The sequence below is a fragment of the Gordonia oryzae genome, from assembly GCF_003797185.1.
In the GTDB taxonomy this organism is placed as follows: Bacteria; Actinomycetota; Actinomycetes; order Mycobacteriales; family Mycobacteriaceae; genus Gordonia; species Gordonia oryzae.
The window spans coordinates 133,662-154,015 of the sequence record NZ_RKMH01000010.1; the positions used below are offsets into that span (position 1 = coordinate 133,662).

19 protein-coding genes are annotated in these 20,354 nt (G+C 66.8%); 8 read left to right on the forward strand and 11 right to left on the reverse strand.

What is annotated here, in order from left to right:
• The first annotated feature begins 425 nt into the window (after positions 1-425).
• The gene (locus EF294_RS14190) at positions 426-1,511 is read left to right on the forward strand and encodes a sigma-70 family RNA polymerase sigma factor (protein ID WP_123931194.1); all 1,086 of its coding nucleotides are present in this window, start codon (positions 426-428) and stop codon (positions 1,509-1,511) included.
• 12 nt (positions 1,512-1,523) lie between these two features.
• On the opposite strand, the gene EF294_RS14195 is transcribed toward EF294_RS14190, so the two are convergent.
• The gene (locus tag EF294_RS14195) at positions 1,524-2,696 is read right to left on the reverse strand and encodes a GGDEF domain-containing protein (RefSeq protein ID WP_123931197.1); all 1,173 of its coding nucleotides are present in this window, start codon (positions 2,694-2,696) and stop codon (positions 1,524-1,526) included.
• Positions 2,697-3,041: 345 nt separating this feature from the next.
• Between EF294_RS14195 and EF294_RS14200 the strand changes: the two genes are divergently transcribed.
• On the forward strand, positions 3,042-3,746 hold the full coding sequence (locus EF294_RS14200) for a histidine phosphatase family protein (protein WP_123931200.1): 705 nt from the start codon (positions 3,042-3,044) through the stop codon (positions 3,744-3,746).
• Positions 3,747-3,762: 16 nt separating this feature from the next.
• On the opposite strand, the gene EF294_RS14205 is transcribed toward EF294_RS14200, so the two are convergent.
• The 4 genes from EF294_RS14205 to EF294_RS14220 all read right to left on the reverse strand — a co-directional run bounded on the left by EF294_RS14205 (position 3,763) and on the right by EF294_RS14220 (position 7,514).
• Positions 3,763-4,788 carry a phosphotransferase family protein gene (locus EF294_RS14205; RefSeq protein ID WP_123931202.1) on the reverse strand — a complete coding sequence of 342 codons (1,026 nt, stop codon included), beginning with the start codon at positions 4,786-4,788 and terminating at the stop codon, positions 3,763-3,765.
• The gene (locus tag EF294_RS14210) at positions 4,785-6,002 is read right to left on the reverse strand and encodes an acyl-CoA dehydrogenase family protein (RefSeq protein WP_123931204.1); all 1,218 of its coding nucleotides are present in this window, start codon (positions 6,000-6,002) and stop codon (positions 4,785-4,787) included. Before EF294_RS14210 ends, EF294_RS14205 begins: the two co-directional genes overlap by 4 nt.
• Positions 6,003-6,102: 100 nt before the next feature.
• Positions 6,103-6,801, reverse strand: coding sequence for a TetR/AcrR family transcriptional regulator (locus tag EF294_RS14215; RefSeq protein ID WP_123931206.1), 699 nt, complete (start codon positions 6,799-6,801; stop codon positions 6,103-6,105).
• Positions 6,798-7,514 (reverse strand): TetR/AcrR family transcriptional regulator, encoded by a 717-nt coding sequence (locus EF294_RS14220; RefSeq protein WP_246007865.1) that lies wholly within the window; start codon positions 7,512-7,514, stop codon positions 6,798-6,800. The genes EF294_RS14215 and EF294_RS14220 overlap by 4 nt, the downstream gene beginning before the upstream one ends.
• Before the next feature lie 122 nt (positions 7,515-7,636).
• Here EF294_RS14220 and EF294_RS14225 point away from each other — a divergent pair, with 122 nt between their 5' ends.
• Positions 7,637-8,611 carry an oxygenase MpaB family protein gene (locus EF294_RS14225; protein ID WP_123931210.1) on the forward strand — a complete coding sequence of 325 codons (975 nt, stop codon included), beginning with the start codon at positions 7,637-7,639 and terminating at the stop codon, positions 8,609-8,611.
• A gap of 14 nt (positions 8,612-8,625) precedes the next feature.
• Here EF294_RS14225 and EF294_RS14230 read toward each other — a convergent pair whose 3' ends face one another.
• Both EF294_RS14230 and EF294_RS14235 read right to left on the reverse strand, forming a co-directional pair.
• The gene (locus EF294_RS14230; RefSeq protein ID WP_123931212.1) at positions 8,626-9,909 is read right to left on the reverse strand and encodes an alpha-hydroxy-acid oxidizing protein; all 1,284 of its coding nucleotides are present in this window, start codon (positions 9,907-9,909) and stop codon (positions 8,626-8,628) included.
• Between the two features lie 70 nt (positions 9,910-9,979).
• The gene (locus EF294_RS14235; protein WP_123931214.1) at positions 9,980-10,492 is read right to left on the reverse strand and encodes a hypothetical protein; all 513 of its coding nucleotides are present in this window, start codon (positions 10,490-10,492) and stop codon (positions 9,980-9,982) included.
• Between the two features lie 111 nt (positions 10,493-10,603).
• Between EF294_RS14235 and EF294_RS14240 the strand changes: the two genes are divergently transcribed.
• Entirely contained in the window at positions 10,604-11,761 is a 1,158-nt protein-coding gene (locus EF294_RS14240; RefSeq protein WP_123931216.1) for a sensor histidine kinase, read from the forward strand.
• Between the two features lie 10 nt (positions 11,762-11,771).
• Entirely contained in the window at positions 11,772-12,413 is a 642-nt protein-coding gene (locus tag EF294_RS14245; RefSeq protein WP_123931218.1) for a response regulator, read from the forward strand.
• A 99-nt stretch (positions 12,414-12,512) separates the two neighbouring features.
• Here the strand turns inward: EF294_RS14245 and EF294_RS14250 are convergent, their stop codons facing one another.
• Positions 12,513-13,133: a LysE/ArgO family amino acid transporter gene (locus EF294_RS14250; RefSeq protein ID WP_123931220.1), complete on the reverse strand. Its 621-nt coding sequence runs from the start codon at positions 13,131-13,133 to the stop codon at positions 12,513-12,515.
• 72 nt (positions 13,134-13,205) lie between these two features.
• Between EF294_RS14250 and EF294_RS14255 the strand changes: the two genes are divergently transcribed.
• Entirely contained in the window at positions 13,206-14,123 is a 918-nt protein-coding gene (locus tag EF294_RS14255; protein WP_123931222.1) for a LysR family transcriptional regulator ArgP, read from the forward strand.
• On the opposite strand, the gene EF294_RS14260 is transcribed toward EF294_RS14255, so the two are convergent.
• Both EF294_RS14260 and ku read right to left on the reverse strand, forming a co-directional pair.
• Positions 14,114-15,478 carry an MFS transporter gene (locus EF294_RS14260; RefSeq protein WP_123931224.1) on the reverse strand — a complete coding sequence of 455 codons (1,365 nt, stop codon included), beginning with the start codon at positions 15,476-15,478 and terminating at the stop codon, positions 14,114-14,116. The two genes, EF294_RS14255 and EF294_RS14260, sit on opposite strands and share 10 nt — an antisense overlap.
• Before the next feature lie 58 nt (positions 15,479-15,536).
• On the reverse strand, positions 15,537-16,508 hold the full coding sequence (ku, locus tag EF294_RS14265) for a non-homologous end joining protein Ku (protein ID WP_440717491.1): 972 nt from the start codon (positions 16,506-16,508) through the stop codon (positions 15,537-15,539).
• Between the two features lie 75 nt (positions 16,509-16,583).
• On the opposite strand from ku, the gene EF294_RS14270 reads away from it, so the two are divergent.
• On the forward strand, positions 16,584-19,022 hold the full coding sequence (locus EF294_RS14270) for an ATP-dependent DNA ligase (RefSeq protein WP_123931228.1): 2,439 nt from the start codon (positions 16,584-16,586) through the stop codon (positions 19,020-19,022).
• On the opposite strand, the gene EF294_RS21480 is transcribed toward EF294_RS14270, so the two are convergent.
• Complete coding sequence (locus EF294_RS21480; RefSeq protein ID WP_185091090.1) at positions 18,966-19,265, reverse strand: hypothetical protein; 300 nt, start codon at positions 19,263-19,265, stop codon at positions 18,966-18,968. The genes EF294_RS14270 and EF294_RS21480 overlap by 57 nt on opposite strands.
• 140 nt (positions 19,266-19,405) lie before the next feature.
• On the opposite strand from EF294_RS21480, the gene EF294_RS14280 reads away from it, so the two are divergent.
• On the forward strand, positions 19,406-20,143 hold the full coding sequence (locus EF294_RS14280) for a metallophosphoesterase (protein ID WP_123931230.1): 738 nt from the start codon (positions 19,406-19,408) through the stop codon (positions 20,141-20,143).
• Positions 20,144-20,354 lie beyond the last annotated feature (211 nt).

Sequence of the window (20,354 nt, forward strand, 5' to 3'; positions counted from 1 at the left end):
TGGCGTTGCTGTGGAAAGGGTTGGCTTGGCGGTCGAGCAGATCGCGGGCGTCGAGAAACGACGCTGAGCGACTCGGCGATCAGGACATTCGACAGCAACAGAGGACACGAGCGAACGGCAAACGACAACCCAGAGCGGTGATCATGTACGTCACCTCCGGGATGCGGCTGTTCTCGCTGCACGTCATGGGCATCAAGCTAGCAATCGGCGCACCGCATCCGCAAGCGTGCACAGGCACGCGTCACGCCCCCGAAACACCCACCCTGACCTGCATATATAGGCGCCCACCGGCGATGATAGGCCGACCCGCGACGCATCGACGCGGGTTTGACGCACGCTGCACAAAAGTCACCAAGGCCTGCCGGCGCGTCGTAGGTCTGCCCATCGCCTGCAAGTGCCTCCCGGTGCGTCGTAGCCTTGTCGGCATGTCCGTCACCCCCACCACCACTCCCCCGACGACGACTCTGCCCTCCGGCCCCACCGACGCCGAGTTCCTGGCGGCCACCGAGCCCTTCCGCCGCGAGATACTCGCACACTGCTACCGCATGATGGGGTCGCATCACGACGCCGAAGACCTCACCCAGGAAACCTATCTACGCGCGTGGCGGGGGTATGCGAAGTTCGACCGGCGTGCGTCGGTCCGCACCTGGCTGCACAAGATCGCCACCAACACCTGCTTGACGGCGCTGGGCAGCAGCCAGCGTCGCCTGTTGCCGTCCGGACTCGGCGGCGACGCTTACGACCCCACAGACACCCTCGCCCAGGACCACGAGGTCCCCTGGCTCGAACCGTTCGCCGGCACGGTCGACGAGATCACGCCGGGCGACGACGCCGACCCCGCCTATGTCGTCGGCGCGCGAGAATCCATTCGTCTCGCATTCATCGCCGCCCTGCAACACCTACCCGAGCGTCAGCGCGCCGTTCTGATCCTGCGGGATGTGTTGCAGTGGAGGGCAGCCGAGGTCGCCGAGACCATCGGCGTCACCACCGCCGCCGTCAATAGCCTGCTCCAACGCGCTCGAGAGCAACTGAAAAATGTTCGCGCCGAGGAGCATTGGAAGTCCACACTCGATGACGACGCGAAGCGCGAGCTGCTCGCCAAGTACGTGTCGGCCTTCGAACACTACGACGTCGACGCCATTGTCGATATGTTCACCGATTCCTCAATCTGGGAGATGCCGCCGTTCACCGGTTGGTATCTCGGTGGCGACGCCATCGGCACGCTCATCCGCGGCAATTGCCCTGCCGAGAAGGCAGGCGACCAGATCCTGCTGCCCACCATCGCCAACGGGGCGCCGGCCTTCGGTTTGTACATGCGCGGGCCCGACGGCGTCCATCGTCCGTTCCAGCTACAGGTTCTCGAGATCGACCCCGAAGCCCGCGGGGTCGCCCACGTCGTCGCCTTCTTCAGCGACACCCCGGAGCTGGACTTCGCCCGCTTCGGGCTCCCGGCCACCCCGTACGACGCCCCTGCCGCAAGCATCCCCAGCCCTTTGCACCAGCCCGATTAGATCACCAACCCCTTAGGCGATGTTCTCCGAGGCCGCCCCATCTCGTCGCGTGCTCCCGCGACCCTTCGCCCGGTACATGGCCTGATCGGCTTGTTCCATCAGCTCGTCGAACAGGCTGGCCGACAAGGGCTCTGCTGCGGTAGCTATTCCTGTCGACACCGTGATCGGCGGATCGGGGAACGCACTGATGGCACGGGCGGCGGCGCGGGCGCATGCCCGGAACCGGTGATCGCCGACCCGGCCGATGACCACGAATTCGTCACCACCGACGCGCCCGATGAGTGCCTCGGGACCAAAGACCTCGGTGAGTACCGCGGCCACCCGGGTGAGCACGGCGTCGCCGGTAGGGTGCCCGAAGGTGTCGTTGACATGTTTGAAGTCATCCACATCGACCAGCATCACGCCACACGCATCACCGATAGCCGGGTGCGCCACGGACTCGGCATCGAGGCGCGCCCGATGCTCGTCGAGGCCACGTCGGTTGGCGACGCCGGTCAACGGATCGCACAGCGAGTCGTCGGCGTTCGTCCGCGTCACCCAGTAGGCGAACTGCACGACCGGCAGGCCCGCACACACCATCATTTCCCCCAGTGCCTTCGGCAATCCCGCTCCGACGAGCACCGCGACACCCTGCTCCCGGGCCAGCAGAACCAGCAGGACCACAAGCACCGCGCCGGTGACCGCAAGGTGGACGGCCTGCACGCTCGGTGTGGAGAACAGTGCGACCACGACGCCGAGGACGGCGAAGAACGAGATCCCGGCGATGCCGGTGATGCGGTCGGAATGTTGCAGGGATGCGGCGCCGATGGCGATGTCCCCGACGATGACCAGCCCGATGAGCTCTCGCCGGCCCGGCCACGGCCCCAGCCACCGCAGCGCCCACAGCACCCCCACCGCAACGGAGATCCACATCACCACCCGGCTGCTCGAGTAGGCCAGTTGGACCCCGACAATCGCGTTGAGCAGCGCTGCCAGAGCCATCACCAGCCCGCCGAGCGCGCAGCAGAGGGCCAGGAGTCGTCCCCACCCGCGTCGCGCGCAGAACTCGCGCAGCCACCGGCCCTCGTCACCGGAGCGTGACCACTCGAGGAGGAGGTCCCACAGCGGCGCACGACCGACCCCACGTCGTTGCTGCCCAGCGTGTGATTTGCCGGGGTTCGACCTAGCTGTGTGCGTCTTCTCCACCCCGCAGTCCCTCCCCACCACGTCCGGAGTCCCGACCAATCCATCGCGGTTCACTGCAACAAAGAATCGTGTTCAACGAGCGCAACGTTACCGCTGAGACAGATATTCATCATTCGCTTCGGCCACTCGGTTCGCCGGCCATCTGCGCACCGTCCCTCCGCACGAACTCCCCGGCGTGCACGTCGGGGTTGCGGAAACTTGGGGGTGCAGCCGCACCGCGCGGAGAGCATGGTGTCGGGGAACGCACACGGGCATCGTCGCCACGGACTGCCCCCCCGCCGATGCTCGCGAGGTCATCGACCACCCTCGAGATCACCGACACCGGGCCACCAATAGGCTCGCCTCATGGGTGTCATCTATCTGGTACGGCACGGTCAGGCCGACCCGCAGGCATATGGGGTCGTCGGGTCGCACGCCGCGAGCGCCTCCGGCGAGGTCGGCGGGCTCACCCCGACCGGGATCGTGCAGGCCGGTCTGACCGGCGATCTCCTGGCCGCGCAGACGGCGCGGATCACGACGGCCATCTGCGGCGATCTGCCGCGTCAGCGTGACACCCTCGCCGGGGTGCTGAGCCGCTTCGACGACACCCCCGAGGCGGTCATCGACCCCCGCTGGAACGAATACGCGCTGCCGGCGCTGGTCGGCGAGGCGAGCGCGGATGAGTTCGCCGACGGTCGCGCCTACCAGAAAAAACTCGACGATTCGCTGTCGGCCTGGATCCGGCGCGATGGCACCGCTGATGCCGCGGACGACGGCAGCGGCGAGACCTACCGCGCATTCCGCGAGCGGGTGGACGCCGCCGGGCACGACGCCGCCGCCCACGCGGGCAGCGGCCAGACGGTGCTGGTGGTGTCCTCGGCGGGCGTGATCGCCCAGTGGATCGCCGACCTGTGGGATGTGCCCTCACAGCAGTGGCCCGCGGTCGCACGCGCGATGATCAACGCGTCGGTGACCAAGCTGATCGTCGGGCGCCGCGGCGTCTCGGTGGTCTCGTTCAACGAGCACACCCACCTCGACGACCGCGACGGCGGCGTCGCGACCTTCCGGTAGGGCTACCTCCGGGTGCTCACCCCACGAATCGCAGCCCCGCGGCGATGAACTCCGCCGTCGCCTCCGAGGCGCGCTCGGCGCCGGCCTCCGGGGAGGCCCCGGCCCGTGCGCGGTGGCTGATACCCTCGGCGATCACACCGAGTTTGAGGCTCGCCAACGCGAGGTAGAAGTCCCAGTCCCCCAGGTCGTTTCCGGTCGCGGTCACGTAGCGCTGGGCGATCTCGGAGGCCGAGGGATACCGCGGACTGGTCCAGGCGGCGTCGAATCCGAGAACAGTGTCGAAGACCGGTTCGCGGTAAATGCACATCAGGGCGACGTCAGTGATCGGGTCGCCGAGCGTCGACATCTCCCAATCGACGACCGCAGCAACCTTTCCGGGGTCGGTGGCGTCGAGGATGGTGTTGTCGACGCGGTAGTCGCCGTGCACGATGGTCGCGCGAGCGTCGGTGGGGACGCGGTCGGACAGGATGCCACACAGCCGCTCCACATCGGGCAGCTCGCGGGTCTTGACGATGCCCCACTGACGCGCCCACAGTTTCACCTGGCGGCCGGCAAAGCCTGCAGGGCGCCCGAATTCGCCTAGCCCGACTTTCTCGTAGTCGACGGCATGCAGCGCGGCGAGCGTGGCGACGAGACCGTCGAGATTGCGGTCGACCTCCGCATCGGAGAGCGCGTCGAGTTCTGCGGCGGTCCGGATGACGGTTCCGTCGATGAATTCGACGACGGTGCACGGCGCACCGAGGATCGCGCCGTCGGCGTCGAAGGCGACGGTCGGTGCCACCGGGACGTTGGTGGCACCGAGCGCGCTGGTCACCGTCCACTCCCGCGCCATGTCGTGCGCGGACGGCGTGAGACCTCCGGTGGGCGGGCGACGGACAATCCACTTCTTCACACCGTCGGTGACCGAGAACGTCAGGTTGGACTTGCCGCCGCTGACCAGATCGATCTGCAGATCACCGACGACGTCGACATCGTTGTCTTTCAAAAACTTTCGTAGAACCTCGGGATCGAGGACACTCCGGGGGTCAAATGCGATGCTCACTTGGCGGCCTCCGCGGCCGCAGCGGCCTTGCGGGCACGACCGATGGTGCGGCGGGCTATCGCCCACCGGTGCACCTCGGACGGTCCGTCGTAGACGCGGAAGGGTCGCAGCTCGTTGTGCAGGCGGGCCAGCGGCAGATCGTCGGAGACCCCTGTACCACCACACATCTGGATGGAGCGGTCGGCGATCCGGGTGAACGCCTCGGCAGCAAAAGTTTTCGCGATCGAGGTCTCGTTGGACGCGTGGCCGCCGCGATCGAGCTCCGCACACGCCTTGACCAGGAGGGCACGGGCGGCGGCAAGGTCGATCTCGTTGTCGGCGATCATCTGCTGGATCATGCCGAGGTCAGCGAGCGTGCCCCCGAAACCCTCACGGAGCGAGACATAGTCGACGGCGACATCCTGGCAACGCACCGCCGATCCCATCCAGCGCATCACGTGGGTCATGCGGGCCGGACCGAGCCGCACCTGGGCATAGCGGTATCCCTCGTCGACCTCACCAAGCACGTCGGCATCGGGAACGAAGACATCGGTGAACCGGACCTCGCAGTGACCGCCGACCATCGACCGGTCGGTGGTGTGGATGTGGCGGCCCACGGAGATGCCCTCGCGGTCGGCCGGAGCGAGAAACATCGTCGCACCGCCCCGGTCGCCGGGTGAACCCGCCGTGCGAGCCATGATGATGAAGAATCCGGCACCGTCGGCTCCGGTAATGAATCGCTTCTCCCCGTTGATCTTCCAGCCACCATCGACCTTGGTGGCGGTGGTGGCGAGGGCGTTGGGGTCCGAGCCGGCGCCGGGAGCCGGCTCGCTCATCGCGAACGCCGAGCGCACATCGCCGGCAGCCAGGGGCGCGAGGTAGGCGTGTCGCTGCTCCTCACTCGCGATGTGGGCGAGCATGTGCACATTGCCCTCGTCGGGCGCGCCGATGTGCAACGCGACCGGACCGAAGGTCGAGTAACCGGCTGCCTCGAAGACCGGGACGCGGTCGGACATGTTGAGCCCGAGCCCGCCGAACTCCACCGGCGCGTGCGGCGCGAAGATGCCCTCGGCTTTGGCCTTGGCGTTCATCTCCCGGCGGATCTCGTCGCCGCCCGCGGCCTCGATGTCGCCACCGAAGCGCTCCTCGATCGGCAGCACATACTCCTTGATGAAGCGGGAGGTCTTGGTGACCAGATCCTCAACGTCGGCGTCGTAACTCAGGTCAATCGGCATGAGGTCTCCTCCACTGAAGCCCGATCAGCCCGCGCCGACCGAGCGTTCGCTCTGTCGACCACACCTTGCCATCCCACCGGTCGCAGGTCAAGCGCTCCGGTCAGCTCCGCCGGTAACCGACGATCTCGCGGGCGAGAACCAGGTTTCGCCGGATCAGTTCGTCGGCGCCCAGTTCGCCGTCGAGCTTGAACCAGGTCGACACCCCGACACACATGGTGGCCACAGCCCGCGCGGCGTCCTTGGGGTACTCGGTCTCGAAGTCGCCCGCCGCCACGCCGGCGAAGACGATCTCGTCGACAATGTGCTGTTGTCGGTCCCGATGCCCGATGTAGGTCTGCTTATAGGAGTCCTCGAGGCTGCGGATCTCGGTCGACCCGACAAAGGCCTGCTCGCGGCGATACATGTGGAAACGCAACAGCGACTCGACGACGGCATCGAAGCGCTTCACCGGCTCCGGACCCGCCTCGCGGACCGCCTGCTCCGAACGTGCCAGCAGATCGGTCATGGTGCGCTCGAGCAGCCCCTGGAGCAGCGACTGCTTGGACGGGTAATGGTGATATAACCCGGGCACCGACAGTCCGGCACGTGCGGCGATCTCCCGGACCGAGGTGCCGTGATAGCCGTGCTCGGCGAATGCGGCCAAAGCTGCGGCCAACGGCACCGGCAGCTCGGCCTCGCCGTAATCGCGCCACGACGAGGTGGTCGGCATGGCCGTCGACGCGTGCGTTCCCTCGGGATCAGCCGACCGGGGATCCGCTGTCGGCTCCTCGACCCCTGTGTCACCCACTCCGTCGCTCATGGCTCCAACATATCGTCACCACCATCGGTAACCGCACCCACCAGCGACATCATCAGCCGCACGCTCAGCGCGACGAGCTCGTCGCGACCCAGCGGGATTTCGTCGTCAAGCCACGCCGAGACGAGGCGGCCGAGCCCCCCGACCTGGAATTGGGCCGCGGCGATGGCCTCCGGACCGACCTCGGCCTCCAGTGCGTCGGTGGCGGCGTGCACGGTCAACATTGCGAACAGCCCGGTGGATTCGTTGCGTTTGGCGGCCACGACCGGCGACAGCAGGGACGGCGAGAACAGCAACCGTCCCTTACGGCGGTCGGCGTCGACGATGTCGACGATCGCGCCGACGGCACCGCAGACCTTTCCGGCCACGCCGACCCCGGCGGCGAAAGCGGTCAACGCCGCCTCCGATATCTCGTCGATCACCCGGTCGAAAGTTGCCGCGACCAGCGCGTCTGCCGACTCGAAACTCTCGTAGAAGTACCGGGGGTTGAGCCCGGAGGCACGGCAGATACCGCGCACCGTCACCACCCCCTCACCGTCGAGGAGTTCCAGCGTCGCGTCCATCAGCGCCGCCCTGCGACGAGAGATGCGCTCGTCGCCGTCGACACCCCCGTAGGAACGCAGCGGCGCACCGGCGGCGTGCGGGTCGGCGCGCACGGCATCCGATTCGCCCTGCGGTGGCGCATCGCGCGGGGAGCCGTCGGTCACGGCTCCCATCTTGTCATCCTCCCTTGACATCGTTCGGCGAGAACAGGTTCAATCAATCGGGAAACATCCGTTACCAGATTTATGCGATTCGAGGGGTGTCGCGTACGTCCGGTCCAATCGGAGGTCGGAACATGACCACACAAGACGCCGCGGCACTCGGCGATTCAGGGCCACTCGGTAATTCAGCGGCACTCGGCGATTCACCACTGGCGCACGACAGCGCCCTCGAGGCCAACCTCGCCGCTCCCGCCCCGGATACCGAATTCCTGCCGCGCGCGGCGCGGATGTCGCGGGCCGAGCTCGACGCCCTGCCCGCGGCGAACATGGAGATGCTGGGCATCGCGACGCTGGCCGGTCCGGCCAACGTGATCATGCAGCTGGCGCTGCCGGCCGTCGGCTACGGCGTCTACGAGAGCCGGGTGGATTCGGGCAACCTGTTCAAGCATCCGGTCAAGCGCACCCGCACCACGCTCGCCTACCTCGCGGTCGCGGCCAGCGGCGATCCCACGGTGCGCAAGGCCTATCGCCGCGCGGTCGGACGCTCGCACGCCAAGGTGCGCTCCACACCCGAGAGTCCGGTGAAGTACAACGCCTTCGATCCCGAACTGCAGCTGTGGGTGGCGGCCTGCCTCTACAAGGGCTGGGAGGACGTGCAGCGCATCTTCGGTGACCCCGACGCGATCACCGAACAGGCCTACCAGGCCGGTGCCGTCATGGGCACCACCCTGCAGATGCCCCGAGAAATGTGGCCGGCGACCCGCGCCGACTTCGACGAGTACTGGAACGGCATGATCGACCGGCTCGAGATCGATCCGGTCATCGGCGAGCACCTCATGTCGATCGCTCGCATGGAGTTCGCCCACCCGATCGTCTCCCGGCTGTTCGGGTGGCATTCGGAGATCTTCACCCTCGGCTTCTTGCCCGAGGGCTTCCGCGCCGCCATGGGCATCGAGATGAAGCCGTGGCAGCAGCAATTCTTCGACGTGCACAACGCGATTGCCCGCTCGATCATCCAACGCCTGCCGAAGCCGTTGCGCGCCTTCCCGTTCAACCTGCTGCTCGCCGACGTGAAGTGGCGGATACGGACCAAGCGCCCACTCGTCTGAGATTGTGGGCGGGGTCAGATCCGTCGCAGCGCGTCGGCACTCGCCTCCTCGACCGAGGTGAGCCCCGCCAGCCCGAGCGTGAGATCCAGCTCGGCGATGATGTTGGCCACCACGTCACGAGCACCGTCGGCGCCGCCGATCGCCAACCCGTACATGTGCGGACGACCGATGCACACCGCGTCAGCGCCGAGGGCCAGCGCCTTGAACGCGTCTGCACCGGTGTAGATCCCGGAGTCGACGAGGACCTTGCACCGCCCGTCGACGACCGGTGCGATGTCGGTGAGCGCGTCGAGCGAGCTGATCTCGCCGTCGATCTGGCGGCCACCATGATTGGACACGATGACGCCGTCGACACCCGCGTCGACGGCGGCGCGGGCGTCGTCGGGGTGTAGTACTCCCTTGAGGACGATCGGCAACGACGTCCGCTCACGCAGGGAGCCGATCTCGGTCCAGCTCAGCGACGGACGCGAGTAGATGTCGAGGAAGGTCTGCACACCCACGCGCGGCTCGGGCCGGATCAGGTTTCGCAGCAACGTTCCCGGCGTGTTGCGGGCAATGGAGAACAGGGTCTTCAGGGCGCCGAGGGAGATCTCGGGTTTCTCGCCGGGCGCACCCCCGGCGCGGCCTGCGACGATCTCGGTGAACCGCGGATCGGAGGTGTACTGGGCGATGCCCTCACCCTGGGCGAAGGGCAGCGACCCACGGTTGAGGTCCTGGGGTCGCCACCCGAGCATCGTGGTGTCGAGGGTGACGGCGACGGCCTGGGCGCCGGCGTTCTCGGCGCGGCGCAACAGCGAGTCGACGAGATCGTCGTCGGTGGACCAGTACAGCTGAAACCAGCGTGGCGCACCGGATTTCACACGATCCATCTCCGCGGCCACCCGTTCCATCGGCACACTGCCCTGATTGGAGAAGATGTAGGGCACACCGAGTTCGGCGGCCGCGTGCCCGATGTGGACGTCGGCGTCACGCATGGCCAGCCCACCCGCTCCGACGGGCGCGAACAGGATCGGCGCGGGGAGCCGGGCACCGAACAGTTCGGTCTCGAGGCTGCGCCGCGACACATCGCGCAGCACGCGCGGCACGATCGCCCACCGATCCAGGGCCGCCCGGTTGGCCGCCATCGTCCGCCCCTCCCCCGCACCACCGGCGATGTAGGCCCACGCCCGCTCCGACATCGCCTTGCGGGCACGGCGTTCGAGTTCGGCGAAATCGGTGGGCACCGTGGGACGCCGGTCGTGAATGCCCGCGGTGTAGATGTCGTTCTGGCGGATACGTCCCCACCCCGGCGTGGTCATCGCGGCCTCCTCGTGTCGCCAGCCCGTGCAACGTCGGTCGTCGGGCATCGCAGTCGAAGATACGCACCGCTCACACGGCGAGGCTGTGTGCGGTCCGGCCGTGGGCGAGCACGCGCTTGCGCGCCACGAGCCCCTGCACCCCGAGGCTGATGCCGAGGAACACCAGGATCGTCGCGCTCTCGAGCCCACCGAGGCTGCCCCGTGGCTCACCGAAGGCCGTCGGGCCGAACACCGCGATGGCCAGGTGGGCGCCGATGGCAACGAACCACAGCACGATGGTCACCGCATTACCCCGTCGCACCATCACCCCCGCGGCGTTGCGGTAGATGTGCATCGTGTAGCCGCGCGGAACGGCGATGAGCGCGGCCACGACGAACCCGAGCAGGGTCGAGACGACCTCACCAACCGCCACCTGCGACACGTGTTGCAGGTAGTTCACGGTGCTGATGACACCGATCACCAGCAGGATCGCCGGAAGTTTGAGCGGGTTGTCCTTGATCGGCCGCTCGATCAGTTGTCGGTAGAAGATGTAGCCGAGAACGATGACGCCGATCGCGATGGGCAAAGCTGTGTTTGTTGTCATGCCTTCACTCTGGCGAACTCTCGCGACGAGGTCGTCCACCCCCGGGTGGATTCCGGGTTGATCTCCACGCGTGCGACTCGGCGAGCGGGCACACTCTCGATACGGTAAGTCGTGCCCAGGATTGCGCGTGTTCTCAACCCCGGACGGGCGAGCCCCGACATCCTTGCGGTGCGGTATGTGGTTTGCGCGCTGGTGATCGTCTCGGCAGTACTCGACACGACATCGGTGCCACCGTGGCGCGCAGCGCCGGGCTGGATTGCCACCGCGGTCCTGGTGGTCTGCCTGGTGCGTGGGGGCATGCATCCCACGGCCGAGCCGCGCTTTCTCCCCTCCACCTCACTCGGCGACTCGGCGATCGTCATCGGGGCCACCTCGATCGTCGGCGTCGCCTTCGCCGGGGGCGCGACCCTGTGGGTTCCCCAGCTCGGGGTGGCCGCGTCCGCGCTCGCGCCCGTTGTCCTCACCATGACCGCCGCCCTGGCCGCCGTCCCGATGCTCGCACTGACGGTCCACTGGTGGCAACTACCTCACTCCGGCCAGACGCTGGCGATCAACCTGATGGTCGCCGTGGTGGTGTTCGGCTGGGTGCATCTTCGGCGCTATCGGCGCGAGGTCGCCGAAGTCGCTGCGGCACAACGGGAGATCATCGATTCCGAGCGCGCGCGTGCCGTCGAGGCGGAGAACCGTCGGGTGCTCGCCGCCCAACTCCACGACGTACTCGCCCACACCTTGTCCGGGTTGATCATCACCCTGCAGGGCGCGGCGCTCGTCGCCCGACGCGAGGGCGTTTCGGCCGAACTCGCCGAAAAGCTGGACACCGCAACAACCTTGGCGAAAGATGGCCTGGGTGAGGCCCGAGAAGCGGTCCGATCGTTGCGCGACGGGCCCGCTGCGGGCGCCGCACCGTTGAGCGCTTGGCTGGAGCCGACCCTGAAACGCCTCGGTACAGCAACCGGATTGCAGGTGGCGGTCGCGGGTTCGCCCGACGATCTCAACACCGGATGGGCCGCAATCGCTCGATCGGTGGTGATGGAGGGGCTGACCAACTCGTTACGCCACGCCGCGGGCGCACCGGTGCGCATCGAGTTCGGACCCGAGGGCCTCCGGATGCTCTCCGTCGGCGATCCCGACGGGTTCACCGATCGCGAACACGACAGCGGCGGATACGGTTTGGCCGGTCTCGCCGAACGGGTCGCGGCGGCCGGCGGTAGGCTGACCCACGGCCCGTGCGAGGAAGGTTTCGAGCTCATCATGGCGGTGACGACGTGAGGGTGATGACGTGACGGTGACGGTGGTCATTGCCGACGATCAGACCGTGGTGCGCGAGGGCCTGCGGTCGATGCTCTCGCTGTTCGACACCATCGATGTCCTCGGGGTGGCGGCCTCGGCCGAATCGGCCCTCGACCTCGTCGCCGAGACCGACCCCGACGTACTGCTCACCGATCTCCGCATGCCCGGCATCGGTGGCGTCGAGGGAATACGACGGCTACGCGCCGACGGATCACGCACTGCCGCAGTCGCATTGACGACCTACGACGACGACACCACGATCGTCGAGGCCCTCGACGCCGGGGCCGTCGGCTTCCTCAACAAGGACGCCGATCCCGAGGCCATCGAGGCGGCGGTGCTCGCCGCGGCCGGCGGTCGGTCGATGCTCGACGAGAAGGCGTTGCGCGCGGTCTTGGCCCACGAGCGATCGGCAGCGCCGGCAGCACCGACCGAGGCGCCCGACGGCCTTACCGAGCGCGAGGTGCAGGTGCTCGGTCTGATCGCACAGGCGATGTCAAATCAACAGATCGCCGCGCACCTCGTCGTCGGCGTGAGCACCGTCAAGACCCACGTCAATCACCTGCTCGCCAAGACCGCGTGCCGCGACCGTGCGGCGCTGGTGGCCTACGCGTATCGGCACGGCCTGGTCTGAGCCCGCGAGGCGCTGCGAATCTGTGCCGACTTCGGGTTTGTGTGTCCTGCAGGACACACATCGCCGAGGTCGACACACAAACGCACCGGTGTCGATGCCCTACGCCGACCCCACCAGCGCAGCGCCCATGCCGATCATGACCACGGCGACGACGGCGTCGAGGATGCGCCATGCGACGGGTGTGGCGAAAATCGGTGCCATGCGGCGACCGCCGCCGCCCAGGAGTGAGAACCAGATCAGGCTCGCACAGCAGGCGCCGATTGCGAAGAACCACTTGCCATTTCCATGACTGTTGGCGATGGCACCCATCGTGAGCACGGTGTCGAGATAGACGTGTGGATTGAGCCAGGTGAGGGCTAACGCCGTGCCTACGGCCGCCCAGCGGCTCGCCGTGGCGACCTCACCGGCGTTCTCCACAATCGCCTCCCGACTGGCCAGGCAGCGTCGGGCGGCCATCACCCCGAGCACGATCACATAGGCCCCGCCGAGGTACTTGGCCGCGGTCACCACGCTCGGGTGGGCGCTCACTAGTGCGCCGAGGCCGGCCACCCCCGCGGTGATCAGCACGACGTCGGAGATCGCGCAGACCGCCACCACCGGGGCCACATGGACACGTCGCACCCCTTGCTGCAGGACGAAGATGTTCTGCGGTCCGATGGCGATGATCAGCCCGGCGCCGGTCAGCAGTCCGGCCAGTGCCGGCAGCAGGAATGCGTTCATGACTTCGACGCTAGGATCGCGCCAATCCGAAGGCCAGCAAATGTTTCTCATGAATCATTAGAATGACTTCATATGAATCTCAGTCAGGACGGCCTACATACGCTGGCGACCGTGTTGCGTGCGGGCACTTTCGAGGCCGCGGCGGCACAGTTGCACGTCACGCCGTCGGCGATCAGCCAGCGCATCAAGGCCATGGAGCACTCCGTCGGTCGGGTGCTGGTCCAGCGCACCAAACCGGTGCGGGCAACGCGCGACGGGGAGGTGCTGCTCCGTCTGGCCGAACAGTGGGAACTCCTGGCCACCGAGGCGCACCTGGAGCTGGCGGGAGCCACCTCCGGCGCGCACGACGCCGACAAGTCCCTCGTGCATCTGCCGATCGCGGCCAACGCCGATTCACTGGCCACATGGCTGCTGCCCGCACTGGCCCGGTTCCACCACGGCCACCCGGCCGCCGTCGAAGTGATCCGCGACGACGAGAGCCGCAACGCCGAGCATCTGCGCAGCGGTGAGGTCTTGGGAGCCATCAGCTCCGTCCCGGACCGCATCCGCGGCTGCCGGATGCAGATGCTCGGCGTCATGCGCTACATCCCCGTCGCCACCCCGGACTACCTGGCCCGATGGATGCCGGACGGCCCGACGGAGGCCGCGCTGGCCCGGGCGCCGATGGTGCAGTACGACCGCAGCGACACATTGCAGCGCGAAGTATTGCGCATGCTCAGTCCAGCACCCGCCGATCCGCCTGCGGTCTACATCCCGGCCTCCAGCGAGTACCACCGAGCGGTCGAATACGGGATGGGTTGGGGCGCGGTCCCGCGGGTGCAAATCACCGACGCGCTCGACGCGGGTCGCCTGGTCACCTTCACCGACCGGCGCGTCGATGTCCCGCTCTACTGGCAGTACTGGACACTCGCCTCGCCCCTGCTCTCGGCGCTGACGCACGCGATCGTGGAGGCCGCCGCGGAGTTCCTCGGCGCAGCGGATCAGTCCTGATCGGACACCCCGGCGCGCTGGGCGTCGACATACGCCGACGCCGACATCTCCTCGTGCATCACCGCGATGGCCGGCCCGGGGGACGAGAAATCGAGCGGGTGATCAATCTCGTCACGCCACAGGCGTGCCGCGACGTAGAAGACCACCGCAAAGGGCGCCGGCGCCAGCCCGCACACCACGAATGTCGCGGTGAGTCCGATCGCGTGGCTGACCGGGGCCGCCAACGCCATCGACACTGGCATCAGCACCACCGAGACGAAGAAGTCCAGGCTGGCCACCCGACCCAACAGTGCCGGCGGGACGCGGCGCTGTAACAGCGTGCCCCACAACACCATCGGCCCGTCGAACAGCACACCCATGATGAATCCGGCAACGATGAACACCCAGGTGTGCCCGGCAACACCCATGAGCACCAACGGAATCGACGACCAACCCCACAGCCCGAACATCAACGTGAGGTATCGCCGCGGCATCGGGATCGAGGCGAACACCAGCGAGCTGAGCGCGGCGCCCGCACCGAAGGCCGCGAGCACCAGTGAGTGGTCACCGGCACCGCCGTGTACCCGCTCCTGCAATGCGAACGGGATGAGTACCTCGATCGGCCCCATCGTCGCGAGCACGAGAATCGTCGCGAAGAACAGCGTCGACCACAACCACGGGGTGCGCCACAGGTAGGCGAATCCCTCGGCCAGATCGGTGACCATCGAGGCAACCGCGGGACCGCGCAAAGCATTCGGGTCACGACGCAACGGTGCCGGCCGCATCCGCAGGTAACACAAGGCCGAACCCACGCTGGCCGCTGCCGCGACCAGCGCCGCCTGGGCGGGGGCGGCGGCAGCGATCACCACTCCGGCGATCATCGGGCCGGCCGCCTGGAACAGCACCGGCCGGATGATGCCCTCGATGCCGTTGGCGGCCTGGAGTTCATCGGCGGCGACGATCCCCGGCAACAACGCCGAGTATGCGGGGTAGTACATGCCCGTGGTGATCCCGCCTACGACGGCCGCCGCCGCCACGACGGGCATCGTCAGGACCCCGCCGATCCCGCAGAACGCCACGATCGCGAAGACCGCCATCTTGACGACCTCGAGCCCGACGATGATGGAGCGCTGGGACACGCGGTCGGCGAGCACCCCGCCGGCCAGCGTCGAGATGACCATGCCGACCGCGGCCAAGCCGGTCGCCAGCGACACCTGGCCCGGTCCCCCGCCGAGACCGATGACCTGCCACACCAGCGTGATCGTCCACACGCCGTCGGAAAACAACGCGAACATCAGGCCCGTTGCCAGCAACCGGTACTGACCACCGCCGAAGGGACGCAGCGCGCGCGGCAGTGTGGACGTCGAGGAACTCACCTCACGAGCGTGCCCGACACCAGTCCTCGGCGGCCACCCATTTTTCGTGGCAAGCGGCTCAGCTCGCGCGGCGTGAGGTCTTCTTTGCCGCGGACTTCGGCTCGTCGGCGGATTCTGACGACGCCGCCTTTTTTGCCGGCGCCTTCTTCACTGGGGCCTTCTTGGCGGCCGCCGGCTTCGCCGGAGCCTTCTTGGCGGCCTTCGTCGCCGACGTCCTCGATGAGTCGGCGGCGGCGGACTCCTCGCCCGGCCCGCGGTCCTTCACCGATGCCCGCAGCGCGGCGAGTAGGTCGGCGACCTCGGAGTCCTCGTCCTCGGCGGAATCCTCCTCGGTTTCCGGGAATGCCTCGGAGCCATCGGATTTCGCGTCGATGAGCTTTGCCAGCTCTTCCTGGTAGGTGTCGGAGAACTCGCCTGGGTCGTAGTCCTGCGCCATCGAGTCGATCAACGAGGACGCCATCGCCAGTTCCTGGTCCCGGATCTCGACGTCGTCGTCGAGGAACCCGAAATCGGGCTTGCGAACCTCATCGGGCCACAACAGCGTCTGCAGCGTCATCACGCCGGGCTCGATGACTCGCAACGCCGCCATCCGGGTCCGGCTGCGCAACGTGAATGACGCGATGGCGAGCCGGTCGGTCTCCAGCAGAGCCCGCGCGAGCAACACGTAGGCCTTCGGTGACTTGGACGACGGTTCGAGATAGTAGGGCTTGTCGAAGTAGATCGGATCGACCTGGTCGACCGGCACGAATTCCAGAATCGAGATCTCCGGACTCTTCTGCACCGGCAGGGACGCGAGATCATCTTTGGTGAGGATCACCGTGTCGCCCGTCGAGGATTCGTAGGCGTTGGCGATGTCGGAGAACTCGACCTCGGTGTCGGTACCCTCCCGGACCCGTCGATAGCGGATACGGGTGCCATCGGAGGAGTCGACCTGATAGGACTTCCGATCGTGGCTTTCCGTGGCCGAATAGACCTTGACCGGCACGTTGACCAGACCAAAGCTCAAATCGCCCTTCCAGATCGAGCGCATGGTCGCCATTGTGCCATCCTCACCCTGTCTCTGCGGGTCCCACGTCCATCTTCCAGGACGTGGCAGGCTTGAACCATGGCGTCCGCGCAGACACTCGAGGTGGATGGGCACACCATCGCGGTGACCAACCTGGCCAAGGTGCTCTACCCGTCGACCGGCACCCGCAAGTTCGATGTCATCGACTACTACGCTCGGGTCGCCGAGGTGATGCTCCCCCATCTCGCCGATCGTCTCCTCACCCGCAAACGCTGGCCCAATGGCGTTGAGTCCACCCCGTTCTTCGAGAAGTCGGTTCCCGAGGGCATTCCCGACTGGGTCACCCGGCGCGGGGTCACCCACAGCCGTCGGATCATCGAATACGTCGTGGCCGATTCACCCGCAACACTGGTGTGGCTCGCCCAGATGGCGGCACTCGAGTTGCATACGCCGCAATGGCGGCTGCTTCGAGACGGCGCCCGCGCCGACGACGCCGCCGAGGGCCCCAAGACCCACCGCCTCGTCCTCGACCTCGATCCTGGGCCCGGGGTCTCCCTCGCCGAGTGCGGTGAGGTTGCCCGAGACATCCACGACATGCTCGACTCCGCCGGACTGGACTCGTATCCGGTCACCAGTGGCGGCAAGGGAATTCACGTGTATGCGAGGTTCCCGACGCCGGTGTCGGCGGATTCGGCGCGGACGGTCGCCAAGCAGATAGCGACCTCGTTGGCCCAGCAACATCCCGATCGAGTCACCGCGATCATGGCAAAATCCGAACGGCCCCACAAAGTATTCATCGATTGGAGTCAGAACAGCGCGTCCAAGACCACACTCGCGCCGTATTCGCTGCGGGGCCGCGAGCAGCCCTGGGTGGCCGCACCACGAACGTGGGACGAGATCGCCGATCCTGCTCTGACGCAGCTGCTCTACCCCGACGTCCTCGAGCGGATCGAGGAGTGGGGCGATCTCCTCGCCGGGCTCGATGACGCCGGGGTCCCCGCCGGTCCGGAGAAGTCGGGTGATTCGGCTGCCGATGTGGCACAACCGGAGTCGTATTCCACCGAGCGCAGCCAGGTGATCAACCTGCGCGAGTTCCGGCGCAAACGCAACGCCGCGGCCACCCCGGAGCCCTTCGGTGACACAAGGTTCAGAGACAACGGATTCAAGAGATCACGATCTGGGGCCGAAGGGACCCGAGTGTCGCGCGAGAACGAGCCGGGTGGGCCGATCTTCGTGATCCACGAACACCACGCCCGCCGATTGCACTACGACTTCCGGCTCGAGCACAATGGCGTGCTGGTGAGTTGGGCCGTGCCAAAGAATCTGCCCGACGATCCCGATCAGAACCGCCTCGCCGTGCAGACCGAGGACCATCCGATGGATTACGCCGACTTTGCCGGTGACATCCCGGCCGGTGAGTACGGCGGCGGGCACGTCGAGATCTGGGATCGCGGCACCTACGAGACCGAGAAGTGGCGTGACGACGAGATCATCGTCCGGCTACACGGTAACCGCGTCCAGGGCCGGTACGCACTGATCAAGACCGGCGACAAGAATTGGCTCGCTCACCTGATGAGCGACGAACCACGGCCGATCGTGCCGGAGAGTTTGCGTGATCCGCGCCCGATGCTGGCCACCGATGAATCCATCGAGAAGCTCGACTCGAAGGACTGGGCTTTCGAGGGCAAGTGGGACGGCTACCGCATCCTGGTTCGTAGTATCGGCGGCGAATTCCGGCTCACCTCGCGCTCCGGCCTGGACATGACTGCCGACTTCCCCGAACTCGCATGTATCACTGATGAACTCGGACTCATCGATGTCGTCCTGGACGGGGAGGTCGTCGCCCTCGACGCGACCGGCCGCACCAATTTCACGCTGCTCGCCGGCCGCCGATCGGCCGTTGACGACGTCACCCTCAAGCTGTATCTGTTCGACCTGCTCTACCTCAACGGGACGTCACTGCTGCGCAAACCGTGGTCGCAGCGACGCGAGCTGCTCGAAGAGCTCGCCCCGGCCTTCCGGCGATCCCGTTACGTCGAGGTACCGCCATTGCTACGCGGGCCGGGCGCCGCGGCCGCCGAGTACAGCCGGGAACACCGAATGGAAGGCGTCGTCGCAAAACGTCGTTCGTCGACCTATCAGCAGGGTCGACGCTCGAATTCGTGGCTCAAGCACAAGAACTGGAGCGACATCGAAGTGGTGATCGGCGGATGGCGGCCGGGCCGTGGGAACCGTGCGCACACCATCGGCTCGCTGCTGCTCGGACTGCCCGAGGAGACCGGATTGCGCTATGTGGGTCGGGTCGGCACCGGCTTCACCGAGGCCCAGCTCAGTGCTCTCGCAGAAGAACTCGAGCCACTGACTATCCGGCGGTCGCCGTTTCTGGACAAACTGGACCGGCCGGTTGCGGCGAATGCCGTGTGGATACTGCCGAAGATCGTGGGCGAGGTGCGGTTCATGGATTGGACGAGCACCGGTCATCTACGACATCCGAGCTGGCGAGGAATCCGGCGCGACAAACTCCCCGGCGACCTCTGACACACCCTCGATCAACTCTGATCGACGGGCAACGATCACCGAGACCACCGGGCGATACACCATCACGCTGGCCGGCGGGCCCGCCGAGGCGTACCTCGCACCGCCGGTATCGGCCGACGCCACCTGGCCCGGAGTGGTGCACCGCAACGCTACCTGGAGGGGTCCGTCGGTACGACCGGATACTGCGATGGGCGAACTGCCGGTGTTGTAGGGCGCGGCGATCTGCCCGCCACGTCGACTCATCGGGCGAGGGTGACAGCGGTACATCAGTGTCGATGCCGTGGACGCTGTCTCACACACCCGGCGCCGTACGTTCGCCCCCTCGGCGCGCCTGCGTGATCTGATGCGGCTAGCCTCAGGGGTCAGTCGACAAGGGAGTGTGAGTGTTCGTCGTTGCCCATATCAGCGACCTCCATTTCAACGGAACACGGTTCAACCGTGCCCGGATCGAGTCGACCCTGAGCTACCTCAACGCGCGCGCCGACGGAATCGACGCACTGCTGGTCACCGGTGACATCGCCGACGAGGGCACACCACGCGAGTACGTCGAGGCCTATCGCATCCTGAACTCACCGCTGCCGACGCTGGTGACCGTCGGCAATCATGACCTGCGGGAGAACTTCAGCGAGGTACTCGGCAGCGAGCGCAGCACGGCACCGGTCAACGCCTCGTTGCTCCTTGAGGACGTACTATTGCTGTCGGTCGACAGTTCCATCCCCGGTCGCAACGACGGCTATCTCGACGATGAGACCCTCACGTGGATGTCGGCGCAGATCGACGCCGTCGGCGCCCATACCCGAGTCCTGGTGGCCTTTCACCATCCTCCCGTCACCATCGGCATGACCTTCATGGACACCATCCGCCAAACCGATGAGGAACGTCTGGCCGAGCTCGTGAGAACCCACCCGAATATTGTCGGCTTCGTGTGCGGTCATGCACATTCGGCGTGCGTCACCCGCTTCGCCGACCGACCCCTGGCCATTGCCCCGGGCGTCGCTTCCACGCTGAACCTCCCGTTCGAGGGCACCGAGATCATCAACCGGGGCCAGCCACCGGGCATCGCATTTCACCTGATCGACGGCGACCGTCTCATCACCCATTTTCGCTCGGTGATGTTTTGAACGATCGCATCGGTGGCCGAGATACCCCTTCCGATCGGTACATCATCGGCCGCAGACCTTCCTCCGGTGGTCGCGGTGTGTCATCGCGATCCCCGATTCTCGAAGGAAGCCGAAAGTACCGATGGCGCGTGACATCCGTGCTGACCCAGATGCAGTGAAATAGGGTGATAACCGTCGCAATACGGTGACGATTATGTTCGACGTCATCGTG

What these genes read in the sequence shown, in the direction of transcription:
- EF294_RS14250 (WP_123931220.1), bottom strand. Translation starts at nt 13,133, where the DNA reads ATGAACGCATTCCTGCTGCCGGCACTGGCCGGACTGCTGACCGGCGCC.
- EF294_RS14225 (WP_123931210.1), top strand. Translation starts at nt 7,637, where the DNA reads ATGACCACACAAGACGCCGCGGCACTCGGCGATTCAGGGCCACTCGGT.
- EF294_RS14255 (WP_123931222.1), top strand. Translation starts at nt 13,206, where the DNA reads ATGAATCTCAGTCAGGACGGCCTACATACGCTGGCGACCGTGTTGCGT.
- EF294_RS14230 (WP_123931212.1), bottom strand. Translation starts at nt 9,909, where the DNA reads ATGACCACGCCGGGGTGGGGACGTATCCGCCAGAACGACATCTACACC.
- EF294_RS14220 (WP_246007865.1), bottom strand. Translation starts at nt 7,514, where the DNA reads ATGGGAGCCGTGACCGACGGCTCCCCGCGCGATGCGCCACCGCAGGGC.
- EF294_RS14200 (WP_123931200.1), top strand. Translation starts at nt 3,042, where the DNA reads ATGGGTGTCATCTATCTGGTACGGCACGGTCAGGCCGACCCGCAGGCA.
- EF294_RS14270 (WP_123931228.1), top strand. Translation starts at nt 16,584, where the DNA reads ATGGCGTCCGCGCAGACACTCGAGGTGGATGGGCACACCATCGCGGTG.
- EF294_RS14235 (WP_123931214.1), bottom strand. Translation starts at nt 10,492, where the DNA reads ATGACAACAAACACAGCTTTGCCCATCGCGATCGGCGTCATCGTTCTC.
- ku (WP_440717491.1), bottom strand. Translation starts at nt 16,508, where the DNA reads ATGCGCTCGATCTGGAAGGGCGATTTGAGCTTTGGTCTGGTCAACGTG.
- EF294_RS21480 (WP_185091090.1), bottom strand. Translation starts at nt 19,265, where the DNA reads ATGAGTCGACGTGGCGGGCAGATCGCCGCGCCCTACAACACCGGCAGT.
- EF294_RS14210 (WP_123931204.1), bottom strand. Translation starts at nt 6,002, where the DNA reads ATGCCGATTGACCTGAGTTACGACGCCGACGTTGAGGATCTGGTCACC.
- EF294_RS14190 (WP_123931194.1), top strand. Translation starts at nt 426, where the DNA reads ATGTCCGTCACCCCCACCACCACTCCCCCGACGACGACTCTGCCCTCC.
- EF294_RS14215 (WP_123931206.1), bottom strand. Translation starts at nt 6,801, where the DNA reads ATGAGCGACGGAGTGGGTGACACAGGGGTCGAGGAGCCGACAGCGGAT.